Annotated in this window: 14 protein-coding genes and 1 pseudogene; 2 read left to right on the top strand and 13 right to left on the bottom strand. The window is 68.5% G+C overall.

Annotated features, from left to right (window positions below; genetic code table 11):
• Window positions 1-59 precede the first annotated feature (59 nt).
• Window positions 60-203 (top strand): hypothetical protein, encoded by a 144-nt coding sequence (locus ACFYPC_RS26340; RefSeq protein WP_388680779.1) that lies wholly within the window; start codon window positions 60-62, stop codon window positions 201-203.
• Window positions 204-1,015: 812 nt separating this feature from the next.
• Here the strand turns inward: ACFYPC_RS26340 and ACFYPC_RS26345 are convergent.
• From ACFYPC_RS26345 to ACFYPC_RS26405, 13 genes and pseudogenes are all read right to left on the bottom strand, one after another.
• Entirely contained in the window at window positions 1,016-1,837 is an 822-nt protein-coding gene (locus tag ACFYPC_RS26345) for an SDR family oxidoreductase (protein WP_388680781.1), read from the bottom strand.
• 27 nt (window positions 1,838-1,864) lie between these two features.
• Window positions 1,865-2,635, bottom strand: a complete 771-nt coding sequence (locus ACFYPC_RS26350; protein WP_388680783.1) for a metallophosphoesterase — start codon at window positions 2,633-2,635, stop codon at window positions 1,865-1,867.
• Window positions 2,632-2,907, bottom strand: a complete 276-nt coding sequence (locus tag ACFYPC_RS26355) for a hypothetical protein (protein WP_388680786.1) — start codon at window positions 2,905-2,907, stop codon at window positions 2,632-2,634. The genes ACFYPC_RS26350 and ACFYPC_RS26355 overlap by 4 nt, the downstream gene beginning before the upstream one ends.
• 10 nt (window positions 2,908-2,917) lie before the next feature.
• Window positions 2,918-3,616, bottom strand: a complete 699-nt coding sequence (locus ACFYPC_RS26360) for a nucleotidyltransferase family protein (protein WP_388680788.1) — start codon at window positions 3,614-3,616, stop codon at window positions 2,918-2,920.
• Window positions 3,617-3,710: 94 nt separating this feature from the next.
• Window positions 3,711-3,869: pseudogene (locus ACFYPC_RS26365) on the bottom strand (cyclase); the annotation flags it as partial.
• Window positions 3,870-4,092: 223 nt separating this feature from the next.
• Complete coding sequence (locus tag ACFYPC_RS26370) at window positions 4,093-4,962, bottom strand: universal stress protein (RefSeq protein WP_388680792.1); 870 nt, start codon at window positions 4,960-4,962, stop codon at window positions 4,093-4,095.
• 630 nt (window positions 4,963-5,592) lie between these two features.
• Window positions 5,593-6,231 carry a CoA transferase subunit B gene (locus ACFYPC_RS26375; RefSeq protein WP_388680794.1) on the bottom strand — a complete coding sequence of 213 codons (639 nt, stop codon included), beginning with the start codon at window positions 6,229-6,231 and terminating at the stop codon, window positions 5,593-5,595.
• 2 nt (window positions 6,232-6,233) lie between these two features.
• On the bottom strand, window positions 6,234-7,013 hold the full coding sequence (locus tag ACFYPC_RS26380; protein WP_388680797.1) for a CoA transferase subunit A: 780 nt from the start codon (window positions 7,011-7,013) through the stop codon (window positions 6,234-6,236).
• Between the two features lie 64 nt (window positions 7,014-7,077).
• The gene (locus ACFYPC_RS26385; protein WP_388680800.1) at window positions 7,078-7,884 is read right to left on the bottom strand and encodes a hypothetical protein; all 807 of its coding nucleotides are present in this window, start codon (window positions 7,882-7,884) and stop codon (window positions 7,078-7,080) included.
• Between the two features lie 287 nt (window positions 7,885-8,171).
• Window positions 8,172-10,475, bottom strand: coding sequence for a hydantoinase B/oxoprolinase family protein (locus ACFYPC_RS26390; protein ID WP_388680803.1), 2,304 nt, complete (start codon window positions 10,473-10,475; stop codon window positions 8,172-8,174).
• A 30-nt stretch (window positions 10,476-10,505) separates the two neighbouring features.
• Window positions 10,506-12,632 (bottom strand): hydantoinase/oxoprolinase family protein, encoded by a 2,127-nt coding sequence (locus ACFYPC_RS26395; RefSeq protein ID WP_388680806.1) that lies wholly within the window; start codon window positions 12,630-12,632, stop codon window positions 10,506-10,508.
• Window positions 12,633-12,659: 27 nt separating this feature from the next.
• Window positions 12,660-13,067 carry an acetone carboxylase subunit gamma gene (locus ACFYPC_RS26400; RefSeq protein ID WP_388680809.1) on the bottom strand — a complete coding sequence of 136 codons (408 nt, stop codon included), beginning with the start codon at window positions 13,065-13,067 and terminating at the stop codon, window positions 12,660-12,662.
• A gap of 47 nt (window positions 13,068-13,114) precedes the next feature.
• Window positions 13,115-15,043, bottom strand: coding sequence for a hydantoinase/oxoprolinase family protein (locus tag ACFYPC_RS26405; protein ID WP_388680812.1), 1,929 nt, complete (start codon window positions 15,041-15,043; stop codon window positions 13,115-13,117).
• Window positions 15,044-15,257: 214 nt separating this feature from the next.
• Between ACFYPC_RS26405 and ACFYPC_RS26410 the strand changes: the two genes are divergently transcribed.
• Window positions 15,258-17,099 carry a sigma-54-dependent Fis family transcriptional regulator gene (locus ACFYPC_RS26410; protein ID WP_388680815.1) on the top strand — a complete coding sequence of 614 codons (1,842 nt, stop codon included), beginning with the start codon at window positions 15,258-15,260 and terminating at the stop codon, window positions 17,097-17,099.
• The last annotated feature ends 254 nt before the right edge of the window (window positions 17,100-17,353 follow it).

Genomic DNA, 17,353 nt, shown 5'->3' on the forward strand with positions numbered 1-17,353 from the left:
CCGCGCCTCCTGCCGCGGTGCCGAGTACGCACACAGCACGGGCGGCCGGGTCAGCGAGCGTGCAGGGAGCAGACAGTGACCTCGAGAGCGGGCCGGAGACCGTGCCCGGTCTCAACTCCCTGTGGCTGACCACGACCGACGCCGACGCCAACGGCGGCCGGCCCGCCGACTCCGGCAAGGTCTTCCAGGTCGACCTGAGCTGAGCCCACCGCACCGTACGATCCCTTCGCCCCCATTTCGGTCCGCGCTTCCGTGACGTCCTACGTCCGGATCGGGAACAGGGAGCCCGCCCCGCTTCGGCAGATAAGGGGTGGCGTCATAGGCAACGGGTCCGGGAGGCCGGTCCGCCTGAGCGCCGTCTGATTGGTTCATTTTTCCGCCTGCCCATCCTGCCGGGGCTGCCGTCGTGCCTTCACACCCAGCCGCGCCCGCACACGAGTGCGCCCGCGGTGCCAGAACTGCCGTGTCAAGACGGCCGATCGTCCTTCTGGCCGCGTTCGGCCCAGTCACGCAGCGGACTGCATGATGCGCCGCCTGCACGAACGCCGGGTACCCAGCCCGCCGAAGAGCCAACCGATCCGGTTGAGCTGCGGGGCGCTGCCCGCGTCGCGGTTGCCAACAAAGCAGCCCTCCCCTCCCGAAGGCAGTGCGCGTAAAGACGGGAGTTTCCGGGACGGAAGTTTCGCGAACAACGCGATCACGGCCCTCAAGAAGAAGCGGGTGGTGACTCTCGACCGGGCGGGCCCTTCCAGTCAACGGGTCACGAGGCACGCGATCGTTCAGGTCTGAACATCGGCGACCCAGCCATCGAGCGTGACTCCGAGCCGGTACTCGTGGGCACCAGCGCCAGGGCCGTCAAGGGATATGCAGCGCAGTAACACACCGTCGTAGGGCCCTCCCGCTCACACTTCCTCACGGCGCTCCGGACACCTGGCACCGCGCAAGGGAAGCGGAACCATGACGCTCACCTTGATCATGATGGTGGCTCCGGTCACGGAGCCCTTGCCGGGCGGACTCAGGGCCGCCGCCAGGCATCGTCGGGAAGATGGCTGCCGGCCTGCGGTCCCATCCGCAGCATGCCGCCGTCCACCGCCCAGGAGGCGCCCGTGACGTAGGACGCGTCCGGGCCGGCCAGGAAGGCGATCACTGCCGCGACCTCCCGGGCATCGCCCGGGCGCCCCAGGGGGACCCCGGGCCGCCGCTCGGTGGTGACGTCGGTGTCCTCCTTGCCGGTCATCGGCGTGGCGATCTCACCGGGAGCGACAGCGTTCACGGTGATCCCGTGTTCGGCCAGTTCGAGCGCCATGACCTGGGTGAGCAGCCCGAGCCCGCCCTTGGCCGCGCAGTACGGTGCCGCCCCCACACGTGGCTGATGCTCATGAACGCTGGTGACGTTGATGATCCGGCCGCCGTCGCCCTGGGCGATCATGTGGTGGGCGGCGCGCTGAGCGCACAGGAAGGGCCCCACCAGATCGACATCGACGACCTCGCGCACGGTGTCGAGATCCAGATCGAGGAACGGGGTCATGGTGCCGGTCCCCGAGTTGTTGACCAGTACGTCGAGCCTGCCCAGCCGCTCGGCCAGCCGGTCCACGACCCCGGCGGCCTCCGGAAGCCGGGTGAGGTCCAACTGCTCGATCTCGGCGCGGCGCCCGGCCGCGCGTACCTCGTCAGCCGTCTGCTGTGCCCCTTCCTCGTCGCGGTGCCAGGTGATGCCGATGTCCATGCCGGCTTCGGCCAGCCGGACGGCTGTGGCACGGCCGATGCCGGAGTCGGACCCGGTGACCAGGGCCACGGGGGCGGCAAGTGGTCCCGGGGCGGGGTGCTGCGGTTCCATGGCGGCTCCAAGTGAGTGTTGGCCGGCTCACTCGACCGGACGAGCGAATGCGGGCTGAGCCGGCACGGGCGTGTCCCCGGCATGCAGGTGGTAGACGCTGAAGGCCCGGCGGATGACCGGCTGCGCGACATTCCGTACGCGTACGCCTCCGCCGGTCATCCCGTGTTCCGTGCCGGCGTGGGCGTGCCCGTGGACGACCAGGTCGGCGCCTGCGGTGTCCACCGCCTCCGCCAGCAGGTAGCTGCCGAGGAACGGATAGATCTCCGGGGGCTCGCCCGCCAGGGTGTCCGGAACCGGGGAGAAGTGCGTGAGCGCGATCCGTACCGTACAGCCCTCTCGCTCCAGAGCTTCGAGACTGCCGCGCAGACCGTCCGCGCATCGGCGCGTGTACCGGACGAACTCCTTCATCAGTGGTTCGCCGAACTCACTGCCGCACCGCCCCGCGAACCCGCCCCCGAACCCCTTGGTACCGGCGACGCCGACACGGATGCCGTCGACCTCGACAACCGTTCCCTCACCCTCCAGGACCCACACGCCCGCCTTACGGAGAATGTCGGTGACCTCCTCCGGCTTCTCGTCGTGATGGTCGTGGTTGCCGAGAACAGCCACGACGGGGACGGCCAGACCGGTCAGCTCCTCGGCGACCACCCGTGCCTCCTCCGGTGTGCCGTGCCGGGTGAGGTCGCCGGCGAGGAGCAGCAGGTCGGCGCAGCCGGGCAGGGTGTCGAACGCGGGCCTGAGGAGCCCCTGGCTGTCCGGACCCATGTGGATGTCACCGACGGCCGCGACGCGGATCATGTCAGGTCCTCCGAGTGGTCGGGCGGCGTGACCTCGGCGATCAGGATGTCCGTATGGACCGCGAGCCCCGCGAGTTCCTGACCCACCGCACGCAGCAGTTCCTCACGGCAGTCGGCGGTAGGCACGGTTCCCCGGACCGTCACGGCCGCCCCGTGCATCTCGATGCGCATGCCCAGCTCGCCCAGTTCTCCCGCGGCGAGGCGCGCCTCCAAGCCTGCGATCCGGTACTCGATGTTCGCCGCCGACTCCGTTTCCCTGCCGTGGCCGTTCATGACCGTCTCCTCATGTCCCACTCGCCGGCGTGATCACCTGCAGGCGCTCCAGCAGGTAGAGGAACGCTGCCGGCATCGGCGCGTCCGCGCAGTCCTCGCGGACCCGCTCCCAGTCGACCTTCTCCCGCAGAGCCCGTGCGATGGGCAGCACGGCACCGAAGTCGCAGTGGTGCTCGGAGAACGACGCCAGGAGGCTCCACACCAGATCGGTGGCGGCCAGCACCGGCATGTGCACCGAGTCCACGGGCAGATCCACCGCTCGGCCCAGCATCTCCGACGTCACCGGCTGATGCGCCAGCTCGAACAGAAGATCGATGTCCTGGCCCAGGCACTTCGCTTTCCACAGCCAGTCCTCGGGCGGCTCGACGACCCTCACGCCGGCCTCCTTCAAGGTGGCCGCGACGGCATCCGCGTCCTCGCGCCTCACGACGAAGTCGGCGTCGTTCTGCAGCCGACCCGATCCGCCGTGGGCGTGGACCGCAACGCTCCCCCCGAGGGCAAAAGGGTGACCTTGTCGCTTCAACAGGGAGCCGACCTGCTTCGCGGCCTCCAGAATCGCCTGATGGCGATCCTGCCAAGGACCCTGGCCCTCCGACGCTCCAAGTGCTATCGGGTAGGCGGCCGTATCGGCCGAGTACCCTGCCAGGGGCGCGCCGGGTACGGTGCCGCGCTCGCGCTCGCGCTCAGCGGAATCCTTCACCTCGGACATGCCTGCCCCTTCATCTCCCTGGCCAGAACAGCTCAGCAACCAGCCTCACGTGCACCTTCGCCTCCCTGCTTGTCAGATGGCCGAGCCAGGATCTGCCCGCCGATCTTGTGTTCCAGTGGTTGTGCCGGTCGTCAAGGTGTCGCACCTCCTCGACGCCCTCCATGAAGCGCGGGAACTCCTCGAACCGTGTCCACTGGGTGCAGGCCGTGCGGACGGCCCCGATGTCCACTGCTGCTTCTTTCACTGTGCCCATCGGTTCCTCCTCACTGACCGTTGTTCCGCGCGGAGCCCGACGCCAGATCTCATCCCGGCACGACGCCGAGTACCCAGGTACAGAGACATGAACTCCTGCACAACGGCGCTCATCGCCCACCGCGTCGGGCATTGGGGAGTATGAACGCCGAGGTTGAGACCGGCTGCCCGGTTCGGCATGATCCGCGGGACGGACCGCTCCGGCCCCCGCTGTCGCTGTCGTTCTAGCCCGCCGGGACGACGGCGACAGGGCAGTGCGCGTGATGCAGCACGGCGTGCACCACCGTGCCGAGCGGCAGCCCGAACCTGCCCTCCACCGAGTGGCGCGGCAGCACCACCAGGCCGGCCCCGTCCGACAGCTTCACCAGTGCCCCGGCTGCCGAGTCCACGGTCAGCTCGGTGTCCACATGGACCGTCGGGTGCTCGGCGACCGGACGCGCGGCGTGGTTCAGGATCTGAGTGTGGGCGTTCCGCTCCTCCTCCATGTGACTGACCCGCGAGGTCCCGGGGCCGGTGTGGGCAAGCGGCGTCCAGGAGTGCACCAGCCGCACATCGGCCCGGTGCAGCTCCGCCTCGACGAGCGCGAACCGTACGGCTTCCTCGTCCCGCTCGTCGCGTACGCCCGCGACGATGCCGTTGCCGACGGCTTTCACCGTGTCCCCGCGCACCACCACGACCGGCCGGTCGGCGTGCGCGGCCACCTTGCGGCTCACCGAACCCAGCAGCAGCTCGGCGAACCCACCGCGCCCCCGAGTGCCCACCACGATCAGATCGGCGTCCTCTGCCGCGCTCATCAGCGCCTGGGCCGGATCGTCCCTCGCGGGCTGGGTCTCGACCGGCACGCCGGGATGGCCGACCGTGAGTCGCGTCCGGGCGTCGTCGAGAACGCCGACGGCCGCCTCCATGGCCCGTTCCGTCAGGCCCAGCTCCAGCGCCTCACCGTACGCGGAGTCCACACCCCGGCTGACGGCGTGGACAACCCTCAATCCGCAGCCGCGCCGCTCCGCCTCCGAAGCCGCCCAGTCCGCCGCGAGCCGGGAGTACGGCGTGCCGTCGACTCCGACGACCACGCAGCCGTGCTCAGTGCTGGTCACTGTGCCTCCAGAAGCGCTCCTGCAGGGTTCCTTCGCTGGTGCGTAGTGCTGGTCAGGCAGAGAGGTCGGCCCCGGTGGACGCCCTGACGACCGTCATCAGTCTCGGCATCGCCCCGGCTCCCTTCGGGTGTCGTCGTGCTCTCCGCTCTCTCTTCGGCGTCCCGCCGCATCCCCCGGGTACCCCACCGGCTGCCGTGGACACGGTGCGGCGGCCGCTGGTGCGGGGGCGACCACCCCTGGCCTCCGCCGGAGATCGAATGTGTCGCTTGGAGGAACTGGGCGTGAGGACTGAGGGCCGGCGCCAGCATCTGGCGATGGCCGAGCATCACGCTCTTCGGCCGCCTGGGCGTGGCCGAGGTGGACAGGAGCAGGCGAGGTCGGCAGGCCCGTGGAACGCGGCGCGGCTACGAGGTCCTCGGATCCGGCGAACGCCTCGTACTCGGTACTGTCCGCCACCAGTAGCTCGATCCCCGGGACCGTGCGGACGGCGGTCGCCGCATGTTCCTCGCCGGTGACGACGAGGCCGGATTCGGCGTCACGGCCGATCCCGGCCACCGCGCGGGCGTGCCAGGTGGACCGCCGTGTGGTCGGGCAGGGCGGTGGCGGCGCAGGTCGGCAGGAGGGCAGCTTTCACGCAGGCCCTGTGATGAGTTCGGGTTCGGTCGCCGCCCGCACCTCGGCTTCGGTGACACCGGGGGCGCACTCCACCAGTCGTAGCCCGTCATCGGTGACGTCGAGGACGGCGAGGTCGGTGATGATCCGGTGGACGACCCGTTGGCCGGTCAGCGGCAGGGTGCAGTTCCTGACGACCTTGAACGCGCCGTCCCTTGCGACGTGTTCCATCAGGACGATGACCTTGCGGGCGCCGTGGACCAGGTCCATCGCGCCGCCCATCCCCTTGATCATTTTTCCGGGGATCGCCCAGTTGGCGATGTCCCCCTGTGCGGAGACCTGCATGGCTCCGAGGATCGCCGCGTCGATCTTGCCGGAGCGGATCATGCCGAAGCTCGTGCCCGAGTCGAAGAAGCTGGCACCCGCCCGGACGGTCACGGTCTCCTTGCCCGCGTTGATCAGATCCGGGTCCTGGTCGCCCGCGTACGGGTAGGGCCCCGTGCCGAGGATGCCGTTCTCGGACTGCAGGACCAGCTCCATGCCGGCATGGATATGGTTCGGGACCAGTGTCGGCAGACCGATCCCCAGGTTGACGTAGTCGCCGTCGCGCAGCTCCCGCGCCGCGCGTGCTGCCATCTGTTCCCTGGTCAGCGGCATCGTCACTCTCCCCGGAACTCGGACGGGCGGGGGCGGGTGGTCAGTCGTTCCATGCCCTTGTCCGCCACCTGTGCGGTCGTCAGGGGCAGGACCCGGTCGATGTAGACCCCGGGCAGGTGAATGGAGTCGGGGTCGAGGTCACCCGGCTCGACCAGGTGCTCGACCTCGGCGACGGCGGTCTTCGCGGCCATCGCGCAGACGGGGTTGAAGTTGCGCGCGGCCATGCGGAACACCAGGTTGCCGTGCCGGTCGCCCTTCCAGGCCCGTACGAGGGCGAAGTCGGCAGGCAGTGCCTGTTCGAGCAGAAAGGAACTCCCGCCGAAGTCAGCCACCGGTTTCGGCGGCGAGGCGACCGCCACCGAGCCGTCCTCCGCGTACCGCCAGGGCAGTCCACCCGTCGCCACCTGGGTTCCGACGCCTGTCCTGGTGTAGAAGGCGGGAATGCCGACTCCCGCGGCGCGCAGACGCTCCGCCAGCGTGCCCTGCGGAGTGAGCTCGACCTCGAGCTCACCGCTCAGATACTGACGCGCGAACTCCTTGTTCTCGCCGACGTAGGAGGAGACCATGCGCGTGATCTGCTTGCGCTCCAGGAGTTTCCCGAGGCCCACCCCGTCCGTCCCGCAGTTGTTGGAGTAGACCTCCAGGTTCTTGATGCCCGCGTCCGCGATCGCGTCGATGAGGACGGCGGGAATCCCGCAGATGCCGAAGCCTCCGGAGGCGATCGTTGCTCCGTCGCCGATGCCGGCGATGGCCCGGGTGGGGTTGTAGACCACCTTGTCCACAGTCTTTTCTCCTTTTCGGGCGAGTTCCAGGCAAGATTCCAAGTGGGCTCTCGGACGAGAGTTCTCAGGCGAGCTCGGCGAGTCGGGCGAGAACCGTCTCGGGCACGGCGTCCGCGGGAATGTCCGCGACGAGGAAGTCACCTGAGGGCGCGAGCACCTCGTCGGCGAGCCAGTACGTGTGCGGGATCAGCCCCCCGGAAAGGGCGGACCCGAGGAGCCCGACGCCGTCCTGGGTGCGCCGGCCCAGCGTCCAGCGATAGTGATCCGTGATGTTGGAAAGCGGCTTGTACGCCGCGTCCTCCACCCGCGGCAACTGCTGCGCGCCGGACCAGCGGTCGTCAAGGAGCAACATCGCCAACGGAAGGGCCGACAGTCGGCGTACCCAGTCCGCGACATACATGGCGGCGTTCTCCGCCCGGTCAGCGTCGAGATCGCTCACGGAGCCCGCTCCGCCGAGCGTGTGAGTGCGTGCCAGCCAACACATGGGCGACGGGATCTGCAGGATCAGCGGCGCCCCGGACGTCTCCGCCACGACACGGGCCAGCTCGACAGCCTGTCCAGCGACCGTGTCGGCCGCAAGGAGAGTCTTGAGCGCGTACCCGGTACGTGAACGGGCGGACAGGGACGACCTCAACGTGTCGTCGGCAGCGAGGACCTGGTCGTAGAAGGCGCCCAGGTCGAGCAGGGTGGCGTCGGACCGGAGCAGGCCCTGGGCCTGTCGGGCGTATTGCGCGTAGGCGGTCGGGTCCGTCCACGGGACCGGCCGGCCCCGGAGGATGACACCTTGTGTGTAGCGGTGGTGGTCGATGACGAGCGCGGTCCGGCGGCCCGAGGGCGGTGCGGAGACGATCGACGTGAAGGTCATGGCCATGAGGGGTCCTGGCGTCGGGGGGTTCGCAGAAGGGGTGTCGGGCAGTCGAGGCCGCGGGTGCGGCCGGATGGAGACCGGCGGAGGCCAGTGCTTCCCAGGCGCCGCCGGACGGCCGCGGGGGGAGCTGGGCCGGGGCGGGGCGGGGTGCCACTGGTCCTCCGCCGGTGGTTCGGTTCGACAGCTGTCGGCTGACGGCCGACGGCCGACCTGAGCGCGTGCGGACCGTCGGTCGGGCCGAGATGTCTACGCGTTCAGAGGCGTGCCGAGGAGCGGAACGGGCTGGGAGTTCAGGACTTCCGGCGCACTTCCTCGCCGTGCTTGTCCTCCAGCTCGCGTACGCGGGCCTCGAGCTGTGCGACCTTCAGGTCCCGGCGGTCCGGAATCATGACGATCGGCATCTTCTCGATCGGCGCGGTGACCCGCTGAGGGCCGTCGATGCCGAACACCGTGGCGGTGAGCTCCTCGGTGTCGTCGCCCCACGAGCCGTAGTACAGCAGGCCCTCGGCGGGCTCGTCGGTGACGAACTCCTCGACGAACTCGGCGTACGGCTTGCCGCGGCGGAGCCGGTCCTGGCGGGCCTGGACCCGCAGCTCCTTCGTGCCTTCGGTGTCCAGGATGAAGGTGTCCGGGTCGAAGGCGACGGCGAAGATGTCGCGGGCGACCTTCTCGCTGATCCGCTTCAGTTCGACGTCCTTGACCACGGCGAGCGGATCGCGCTCCAGGACGTCGCCGTAACCGCCGCCGGCTCCCTGGCTCATCATGTACAGCTCGCCGTCCTTGGCGACGTCGAACTGCAGACCCATGTGGTCGGTCATGTACTGGCCGCCCTCGAAGGGCTGCTCGTTCATGACCTTCTCGATGGAGAGGTCGAAACGGGCGGGGTCCTTGCGCAGGACGTCGTAGACGTTGATGCCCTTGACGCGGGCCAGCGGATAGGTGCCGCAGCCGTAACCGCCGAACATCCCGTACACGGAGGAGAACTTGGCGCCGGAGGTCACCGTCATGAACCCCCACAGCGGCGTGCCCTCGCTGGCGACGATCATCTCGTAGCCCATGCCGCCGGTGTGCTTGCCGAAGCCCATGTTGTCGCGGACCAGACGCTTGGAGACCAGCTGCATGAAGGGCACCTCCTCCTCCATGACCTCCTGCTCCGCCGTGTCGGCCATGGCGCAGAACAGCGGGGAGACGGCGTCCTCCCCGTCCAGGAAGGCCTTGGCCCCGCCCGGCATGCCGTTCAGGTCCGCGCAGAGGTTGCCGACCTGGTCGCCGTGCTGGGTCACACCGCCCCACAGGAAGGTGTTGATCTGGTTGAACCAGGGGGCGATGACGTTGGAGAACTTCTCCGGGTTGGCGAACTGCATCTTGGCCCAGGACGACTGCAGGGCGGAGAAACCGCGGAAGGACGCCTGCAGCGACTGGCCCATCGGGGCGTCGTAACCGGCATCGGCCCAGGTGTGCTCGTCCGAGATGATCTCGATCGGGCTCATGGCCGAGGTGCACCGGGGCAGATCCGGCCACCAGAAGGCCAGGATCGCCTGCATGAACATCGACTTCACCGAACACAGCGGGGAGTTGATGGCTCGGTTGAGGATCTCCGGCCCGGTGCCGCGAAGGTCGACTGTCATCTTGTCGCCCTTGACGGTCACCTTGCAGGCGAGCTTGATGAGGATGTTCTCCTTGAGCGTGGAGTCCATGAACTGGTTGAACCGGACCGTGCCGTCCGGCAGTTCCTTGATCCGGCGGCGGACCTCCTCCTCCACGTCCTCGACGGTGACGCGCAGGGCGGCGACGAAGGTCTCGACGCCGACCTCGTCGATCAGGAGGTCGATGCGCTCCATGATGCGCTGCACCGCGCCGATCTTGACCTTCAGGTCGGCGAGTTGGAGCTTGGGGTCGCGGACGGAGTGCTGGAGGAACGTGAGGAGGTCACGGCGCAGCTCACCCCGCTCGACGATCTTGAAGGGGCTCATCCGCAGACCGTCATCGAAGGGGGTCTCCGATCCGGAGGGCATGCCCCCGGGCTCGCAGGCGCCGTTCTCACCCTCGTGAATGGTGGCCGCGACCCAGGCGATGATCTCGCCGTTCCGGATGACCGGCATGATCATCGACTGGTCTGTGTTGTGGACGTTGCCGTAGCGGGCGTCGTTGTGGATGAAGCCGTCGCCGGGGTGAATGCCTACCGTGGGCTCGTCCTTCCAGTACTTCATGATGTACCGGATCGGATGGTGCAGGATCGCCGAGAAGGCGATGACGCCGTGGCAGGACAGATAGGTGACGTCACCGGAGGCCGTGTAGACGGCGGTGGTGAGGTCACCCCACTTCGCACCGGGTGCCGCGCCCATGGCCTCGCACATCTCGTAGCCCTCGTCGAGGGCGCCGGCGAGCCGCTTGCGGATGCGGTCGATCTGGAGCGGGTCGACGCCCTTGGCGATGTACTCGTCCTCCAGCACCGAGCGGGGCGCGATGTGGTGGGAGCGCATGATGTCCCGGTCGGGGCCCAGGAAGAGAGTCGTCTCGTCCATGAACTGGTCGACCCACTGCTGCTCCTGGGCCGTCAGCCCGGCGGCCGGAGACTCGTGAATGGCGGTCATTTCGCTACTCCTTGAAGTCTGTGGCGAGGCTCAGTCACGCAGGAACCACACGGCACCCTGAGGTGTGGGTTCCAGGCGCCAGCCGGGCTCTACGAGGTAGGTGGTGTTCTCGGTGGTGACGATGGCCGGGCCGGGGATGAGGTGGCGATGGGTCAGCGTCGCGGAGTCGTAGATCGGCGTTCTGACCGGTCCCGCCTCGCCGGCGTAGTGCACGTCGCGGTGGCTGACCGGGGTCGGTACCGTGCGCTCCCCCGCGTACTCCAGCGAGTCGAACTTCACGACGTCGCCGTCCACGAATGAGGCGACGCGAATGGTCTGGACGCGGATTCCGGCCTCGGGCGCCTCGGAACCCTCGCCGTAGCGCTGGCCGTAGATCTCGGAGAAGGTCCGGATCATCTGCAGGACGTCACCGACTCCATGGATCCGGTTGGTGTCGAACACCACGGCGGTCGTGACGAGTTGGTTGCCGTAGCGCATGTCCATCTCGAGCCGGTAGCGCACATCCGCCGGATCGAAGCCCTGGCGCACCAGATCCTCCCGGCCCTTTTCCTCCAGCTGCTCGACGATGGTGTTGAACTCGTCGTACCGGTCGTACAGAGCCCGCGTGGTGGCGTTGTACATCACCACGTGCGCGCCGCGCTCATGGATGTGCAGTTGCTTCATGTTGCCTGCGCCCAGGGCGGAGAACACCGACGCGAAGGGCGGCGCGAGGATCTTTTTGATCCCGGCGTGGTCGGCGATTCCGCAGGCGTGCAGGGGACCGTTGCCTCCGTAGGCGAGCATCGTGAAGTCCTCGGGGAGATAGCCCCGTACCCGAAGCTCCTTGGCGATGCCGATGGCCATCTGTTCGTCGACACCGCGCTTGATCTCCATGGCCGCCTGGATGACGTCCATGTCGAGCTCGTCGCAGAGCGTCTCCTCGATGGCGAAGACGGACCGCTTGGGGTTGAGCTTGATGAACCCGTTGGCGTAGTTGTCCGGGTCGAGGTAGCCGAGCAATAGGTCGGCGTCGGTGACCGTGGCGCGCAGACCACCACGGTCGTAGCAGGCCGGGCCGGGATCGGAACCGGCCGATTCGGGGCCGAGCTTGACTCCCTTGTGGATCCGGTCGTACGAGGCGATGGAACCGCCGCCCGCTCCGAGGGTCAGCAGGTGGATCATCGGGACCGACACCAGCCAGCGGTCGATCGTGGGCTGGAAGTCGTAGTGCTTGACGCCGCCTTCGGGGACCAGTCCGATGTCGAAGGAGGTGCCGCCCATGTCGGTGGAGATGACGTGGCCGATACCGGTCTCGCCGGCCAGGTGCTCGGCGGCGCCCACGCCGGCGATGGGACCGGAGTGAATCGTCTGGAGAGCGTCGGTGGAGTTCATCTGCGCCATGCCACCGGAGTTGTGGATGACCAGCATCGGCTTGTCGTAGCCGGATTCACGCAGGTTGTTCGCGAGCTGACTCAGGGCGTGGAACATGATCTCGTGCAGGAAGCCGTCCACGATGGTGGATGTGGCGCGTACGTACTCGCCCTTGCGGCCGGAGACCTGGTGCCCCAACAGGACCGGGATGGCGCCGAGTTCGTGCGGAGGGTACTCCTCGAGGATGATCTCCTGGATCCGCAGCTCGTGGTCGGGGTTCTCGGTGGCGTTGGTGAGCGAGACGACGAGCGCCTCGGCACCGGCGTCCACGAGTTCGCGCACCATGGTGCGCACGTCCTTCTCGTGGAGAGGGACGACGACCTTGCCCGCGGAGTTGACGCGCTCCTTCACCGAGCGGATGAGCTGCCGCGGGACGAGCGGGTCCGGGCGCTCGGCGGCCGGCAGGTTCTGCTGCATCGAGGGGTCCAGGCCCTCGCCGTAGCCACGACCGCGGGAGAGGGGGATGGTGTCCTCGAAGCCGTGCGTCACGATGGCGCCGACCTTGGGACCCTTGCGTTCGATGAGCGCGTTGGTGCCGAGCGTGGTCGCGTAGCGGACCGAGTCGACCTCGGAGAGGACCTGGTCGCGGTCCAGGCCGGCCCGCGAACAGGCCAGGTCCAGGGCCTCGTTGAAACCGAGCGCCAGGTTGTGATGGGTGGTCAGTGCCTTGGCCTCGACGTACTTCTCCTCCCAGACGAAGAAGCAGTCGGTGAATGTGCCGCCGATGTCGACGGAGATGCGCTTCATGTGACGGTCTCCTTTCCGGGTGGGAGCTCAGTGGCCATCGGCGGCGGAGTGGGTGTGGCGCTGGACGTCCTCGCCGGGGCCGTACACGACGGCCGTCATCGGGTCGGTGCCGCGCTCCTCCCACTGGGCCCGCAGCGCGTCGATGTCCCAGAGCATGTCGACGGTCGGCGGGTGGCCCGGGGGCACGTACTCGGTCTCCAGTTGGGTGGCGCAGCCCGGGCAGTAGAACTCGAGGATGCGGCAGTATGTCGGGTCCGGGGAGAAGGTGAACTCGTACCGGTCCGGGTCGATGATCGGCTGGTGGATCTCGCGGGGATCACGGTCGTAGACCAGCGTCCCCTCCTTGTAGTTGCCGCGGGCGTCGCCGAGGTCGTGGTCGCAGACCCTGCACCGCCAGCGTGCCGTTTCCAGGTCGATGAGCAGGTACTCGGTCATGGGTACGCGCATGGTGATCCGGCCTTTCCTGAGCTGGGGTTGCGAGGTCAGCGGGTGTCGGTGAGCAGCAGATCTCCCCCGGCGGTGACGTGCAGCTGCCAGCCCTCCAGGACGCGGGCGGTGAAGAAGGGACCTTCGACGAGGGCGGGTCCGGTGGCGGTGGCGCCGGGCTGCTGCTCCACAAGCGAGTAGACGGGCACGTCGTCCACCTGATCCGCGCTCGAACGGACCTGTCGGCGACCCGAGGCCTCGGCCGGGCGGGGCGCGAGCGCCTCGTTGCCGGCGAGTTCGACGTGCGGCAGCGGGGCGGTGGCCGTGAGCCTGAGCGAGCCGTGCAGTCCACTGCCGACGGCCGGATCGTCGCTGTACGCGTACGGCGTCTCGGAGACAAGCGTGCCGTCCTGCTCCTCCACGACGACGCTCCACTCCAGGTCGCACGAGGCCAGCTCGTGCCCTTCCTGGAACATGTCGCGCTCGGCACGCTCCAGCAGCGTGTCGTGCACCGCGGCGGCGTCGGCGGCCGACGACTGCGGGAGTCCGGCCTCGTAGCTCTGCCCGATGTCGGAGAAGCTGATGCCGAAAGCGGAGAAGACCGCCGCGAGTTTCGGAACGAGCACCGTCTTGACGCCGCTGAGACGTGCGGCGCCGCAGGCGCTCATCGGGCCGGCTCCGCCGAAGGCGGCGATCGTCGTGTCGGCGGCGTTCTCGATCATGTCGGTGAAGGCGTTCGCCACGGTGGCGAAGTACGCCGCCTCCATCCGCACGAGCGCTTCGGCGAGGCTGACGCCGAGCGGTTCGGCGACCGTCGCGGTGATGACGGCCTCCGAGCGTTCCGCGTCGAGGCTGAACCCGCCGTCCAGGTAGGTCGTGGGGTCCAGTACGCCGAGCAGCAGGTTGACGTCGGTGATGGTGGCGCTCTTGCCGCCGAACCCGAAGCAGGCAGGTCCGGGTGCGGCGCCGACACTCTCCGGCCCGACCGTGATGCGGCCGTCCCGGACGGTGATGACCGAGCTGCCGCCGACACCGCTGGAGCGGACATCGCTCATGGGGAACGAGATCGGTACGCCCTTGACCGAGCCTCGGCGCTCGACCGCGATCCGCGAGTCCTTGACGGACCCGACGTCGGTGGTCGTCCCGCCGACGTCGATCATCAGGACGTGGCGGAGGCCGTACGCCGTGGCCAGTGCGCGGGTGCCCTCGAGGCCGCCGCGCGGACCCGAGGAGTACGTCTTGAGCGCCACCGACTTGGCCACCCGGGAGGAGGCCCCGTCGTTGCGGTAGATGAGCAGGGGGTTCTGGACGCGGTGGGACCGGAGCCTGTCCTCGGTGTTGTAGAGGAAGCGTTCCATCGTCGGGTGCAGGAAGGCGTTGATCACTCCGGACCAGATCCGGCGTGAGCGCACGCGGTCCGCGGTGAGCTCCCAGGAGTAGAGGATGGGCACCGAGCCCAGCAGGTGGCGAGGGAACCTGCGAAGCAGAATGCTGCGCAGACGGCGCTCGTCCTGGCCGTTCGCGGCTCCGACCGCGACGACGATGCGCGCCGCGCCGTCGGTCGTCAGCTTGTTGACCCGCTGTACGAGGTCGAAGGCGAGGGATTCCTCATCGGCGTGTGGGTCGATGGTGGCGACGCGGCCGCCGATCAGGTCGTCGAAGAGGCTGGCCTCGCTCGACGTCGACCGCAGCTCCGCGACCACGGCCGGGTCGTCGGTGATGAGTCCGATGGGCGGGCCCTTGCGCTCCACCAGCGCGTTGGTGCCCTGGGTGGTCGAGTACCGGATGTGCCGTGTGCTGTGCAGCAGAGCCTCGATGTCGGCGACACCGTCCACGGCCTCGGACGCCTTGGTGATGCCGTCGAAGAGGCATTTGGAGAGGTCGAACGGCGTGGTCAGGGTCTTGGTGTACGTGAAGTCCTGACCGTCCCACACACAGATGTCGGTGAGCGTTCCACCGTTGTCGATATTGATCAGACGTTGCATGAGAGGATTCCCTTACGGCTGTCCGAGGGATGTCGGTGGTGCAGGTCTCCGGTGGGCGGCTCCCAGGAGAACTGACGACAAATGTGCGCCCTCCGCCAGAAGACGGCGTGTCCCACATTCGGACACCTGCGACAGCTCCCGTTCTGGTCACGGCTCTTCCCTGGAAGGGTCCCGGTCGAGAAGATCGAAGAATCCCCATCGGAAGGGATGCCGGATGGACACCGTCGACCGTCGCGTCGCCATCGCCGCCGCCCGCACCGGATTTTTGACCTCCGGATCGGCTGTCGAGGGCAGCGTCACCGATGTCGTGGCCGCGTCCTGGCGGCGCTCGCGCACGGCCGGCGTGGATGCCACCACGTCTCAGGCCGCCTTCCACCACGACGTGGACATGCAGAGCCGGCTGGTCCGCTGTTCGCAGCCGATCATCGACCGGCTGAGCGAGGAAACCGCGGACATCCCGCTCAGCATCGCCCTCACCGACGGGAAGGCCCGGGTTCTTACCCGCGTCGACACCGCCCGGACCATCGGGCTGATGCTGGACAAGGTCTCGTTCGCACCCGGCTTCGAATACGCCGAGGGCGGCATCGGGACGAACGGCGTCGGCACGGTCTTCGAATCCGGCCAGCCGATCCAGATCGTCGGTCCGGAACACTTCCACGAGTGCCTGCAGCCGTTCTCGTGCTCCGGGGCCCCCGTACGGGATCCGCTCAGCGGCCGTATCGAGGGCGTTCTCGACATCAGCTGCCTGACCGAGCACTCGAATCCGCTGATGCACTCCCTGGTCAGAGCCGCCGCCCACGAGATCGAGCGCAATCTGCTGATCGACCGCAGCCACCACCAGCAGGCACTCTTCGAGACGTTCGTGCGCGTCGACGCACGGTCGCGGGGCGCCGTCATGGCACTCGGCGGAACAGTGACGATGGCCAACTCCTTCGCCCACATCCTGCTCACTCCCGCGGAGCAGCAGACCGTCCAGGACCACGCTCGGCACCTCATGAGCCACCAGGACCGCGCCGTGGACGAGCTGGAGCTGAGCACCGGAAAAATCATCCGGATCCGTGGCACACGCCTCGCTGCGGGGCACGACGTGGTGGGCATCGTCTTCGAGGTCACGCTGATCGCGGAGGGCATTGCCGACAGACCCGCTCCTGCGGCCACCGAGGTGGCACTCCCCCCGCTGACCGGGGAAGGCGGCGCGCCCCTGAGCCTGGCCCAGCTGCTCACGCCTTCGACGCTGAGTGGCAGCGGCCGGTCGCCGCTGTGGCAGCGGGCCTGCAAGGACATCGCGTCGGGACTGTCCCGCCACGAGGCGCTGCTGGTCATGGGAGAGACCGGCACCGGCAAGTTCTCACTCGTCGCCGAGATCTACCACCGGGTCAATCCCGGCGGGCGCAGCCTGCTCTTCGACGCGGTGAACATCTCGCGCTCGAGCTATACCGACGCCGAGGTCGCCCTGGAGGCGACAGCCATTCCCACGCTGTACATCTTCCGCAACATCGACCAGCTGTCGACGGAGGGCGTCGAGCGGCTCAACACCTTCCTGCTCGCCGTGGCCGACAGCGACCGGCCGGCCTTCGTCGCCGCCACGCTGTCCGACGCCAACATCGACTCCGACCTGCCGTTCCACGATCTTCTGGTGCACTTCCAGCAGGCCGCGACGGTACCGGCGCTGCGCCACCGCACCGAGGACATCCCCAGCCTGGTCGCCCAGGTGCTCACCAAGATCTCGGCGAAGCGCGACACCCGGGTCAGCCCGGCGGCCCTGCGGGTGATCTGCCAGTACTCCTGGCCCCACAACATCAAGCAGCTCGAGGAGGCGTTGTCCGCGGCGCTGCTCAAGCGGCCCGTCGGAGAGATCCAGCCTCAGGACCTGCCCGGCTACTGCCACGACGCGGCACGGCGCCAGCTCACCGGTATGGAGGCCGTCGAACGCGACGCCATCATCAAGGCGCTCCACGATGCCAACGGCAACCGCGTCCAGGCCGCCGCCGCGCTCGGCATCGCGCGCTCCTCGCTGTACCGCAAGCTCAAGAGCTTCGGGATCACGACGATCTGACAGCTCGCCGAGTCGATCACGGTCTGTGATCGGCCCCGTGCCGAAAGGGCCGCTCCTCGCCCGCCATCTCGGACGTGACAAAGCCGTGCCCCGGTCCGTGATGGACCGGGGCACGGCCGGATGAGGACCGACGGGGTCAGGCAGCCGTCCTCATCCTTCTTCGCCGGCACGCTGCTCGCGGCATCTCCGACGGGTGCAGGCGTCGGAGAACCTGGCCGGTGCGCGGCAAAGTCTTGGGAAACCGGGCGTTGGCG

It is taken from the genome of Streptomyces sp. NPDC005808 (genome assembly GCF_042871385.1).
Classification (GTDB): Bacteria; Actinomycetota; Actinomycetes; order Streptomycetales; family Streptomycetaceae; genus Streptomyces.

Bases quoted from the DNA above. Each gene is read 5' to 3' on its own strand.
- ACFYPC_RS26400 (WP_388680809.1), bottom strand. From the start codon at position 13,067: ATGACCGAGTACCTGCTCATCGACCTGGAAACGGCACGCTGGCGGTGC.
- ACFYPC_RS26410 (WP_388680815.1), top strand. From the start codon at position 15,258: ATGGACACCGTCGACCGTCGCGTCGCCATCGCCGCCGCCCGCACCGGA.
- ACFYPC_RS26375 (WP_388680794.1), bottom strand. From the start codon at position 6,231: ATGCCGCTGACCAGGGAACAGATGGCAGCACGCGCGGCGCGGGAGCTG.
- ACFYPC_RS26345 (WP_388680781.1), bottom strand. From the start codon at position 1,837: ATGGAACCGCAGCACCCCGCCCCGGGACCACTTGCCGCCCCCGTGGCC.
- ACFYPC_RS26355 (WP_388680786.1), bottom strand. From the start codon at position 2,907: ATGAACGGCCACGGCAGGGAAACGGAGTCGGCGGCGAACATCGAGTAC.
- ACFYPC_RS26385 (WP_388680800.1), bottom strand. From the start codon at position 7,884: ATGGCCATGACCTTCACGTCGATCGTCTCCGCACCGCCCTCGGGCCGC.
- ACFYPC_RS26405 (WP_388680812.1), bottom strand. From the start codon at position 15,043: ATGCAACGTCTGATCAATATCGACAACGGTGGAACGCTCACCGACATC.
- ACFYPC_RS26350 (WP_388680783.1), bottom strand. From the start codon at position 2,635: ATGATCCGCGTCGCGGCCGTCGGTGACATCCACATGGGTCCGGACAGC.
- ACFYPC_RS26360 (WP_388680788.1), bottom strand. From the start codon at position 3,616: ATGTCCGAGGTGAAGGATTCCGCTGAGCGCGAGCGCGAGCGCGGCACC.
- ACFYPC_RS26390 (WP_388680803.1), bottom strand. From the start codon at position 10,475: ATGACCGCCATTCACGAGTCTCCGGCCGCCGGGCTGACGGCCCAGGAG.
- ACFYPC_RS26395 (WP_388680806.1), bottom strand. From the start codon at position 12,632: ATGAAGCGCATCTCCGTCGACATCGGCGGCACATTCACCGACTGCTTC.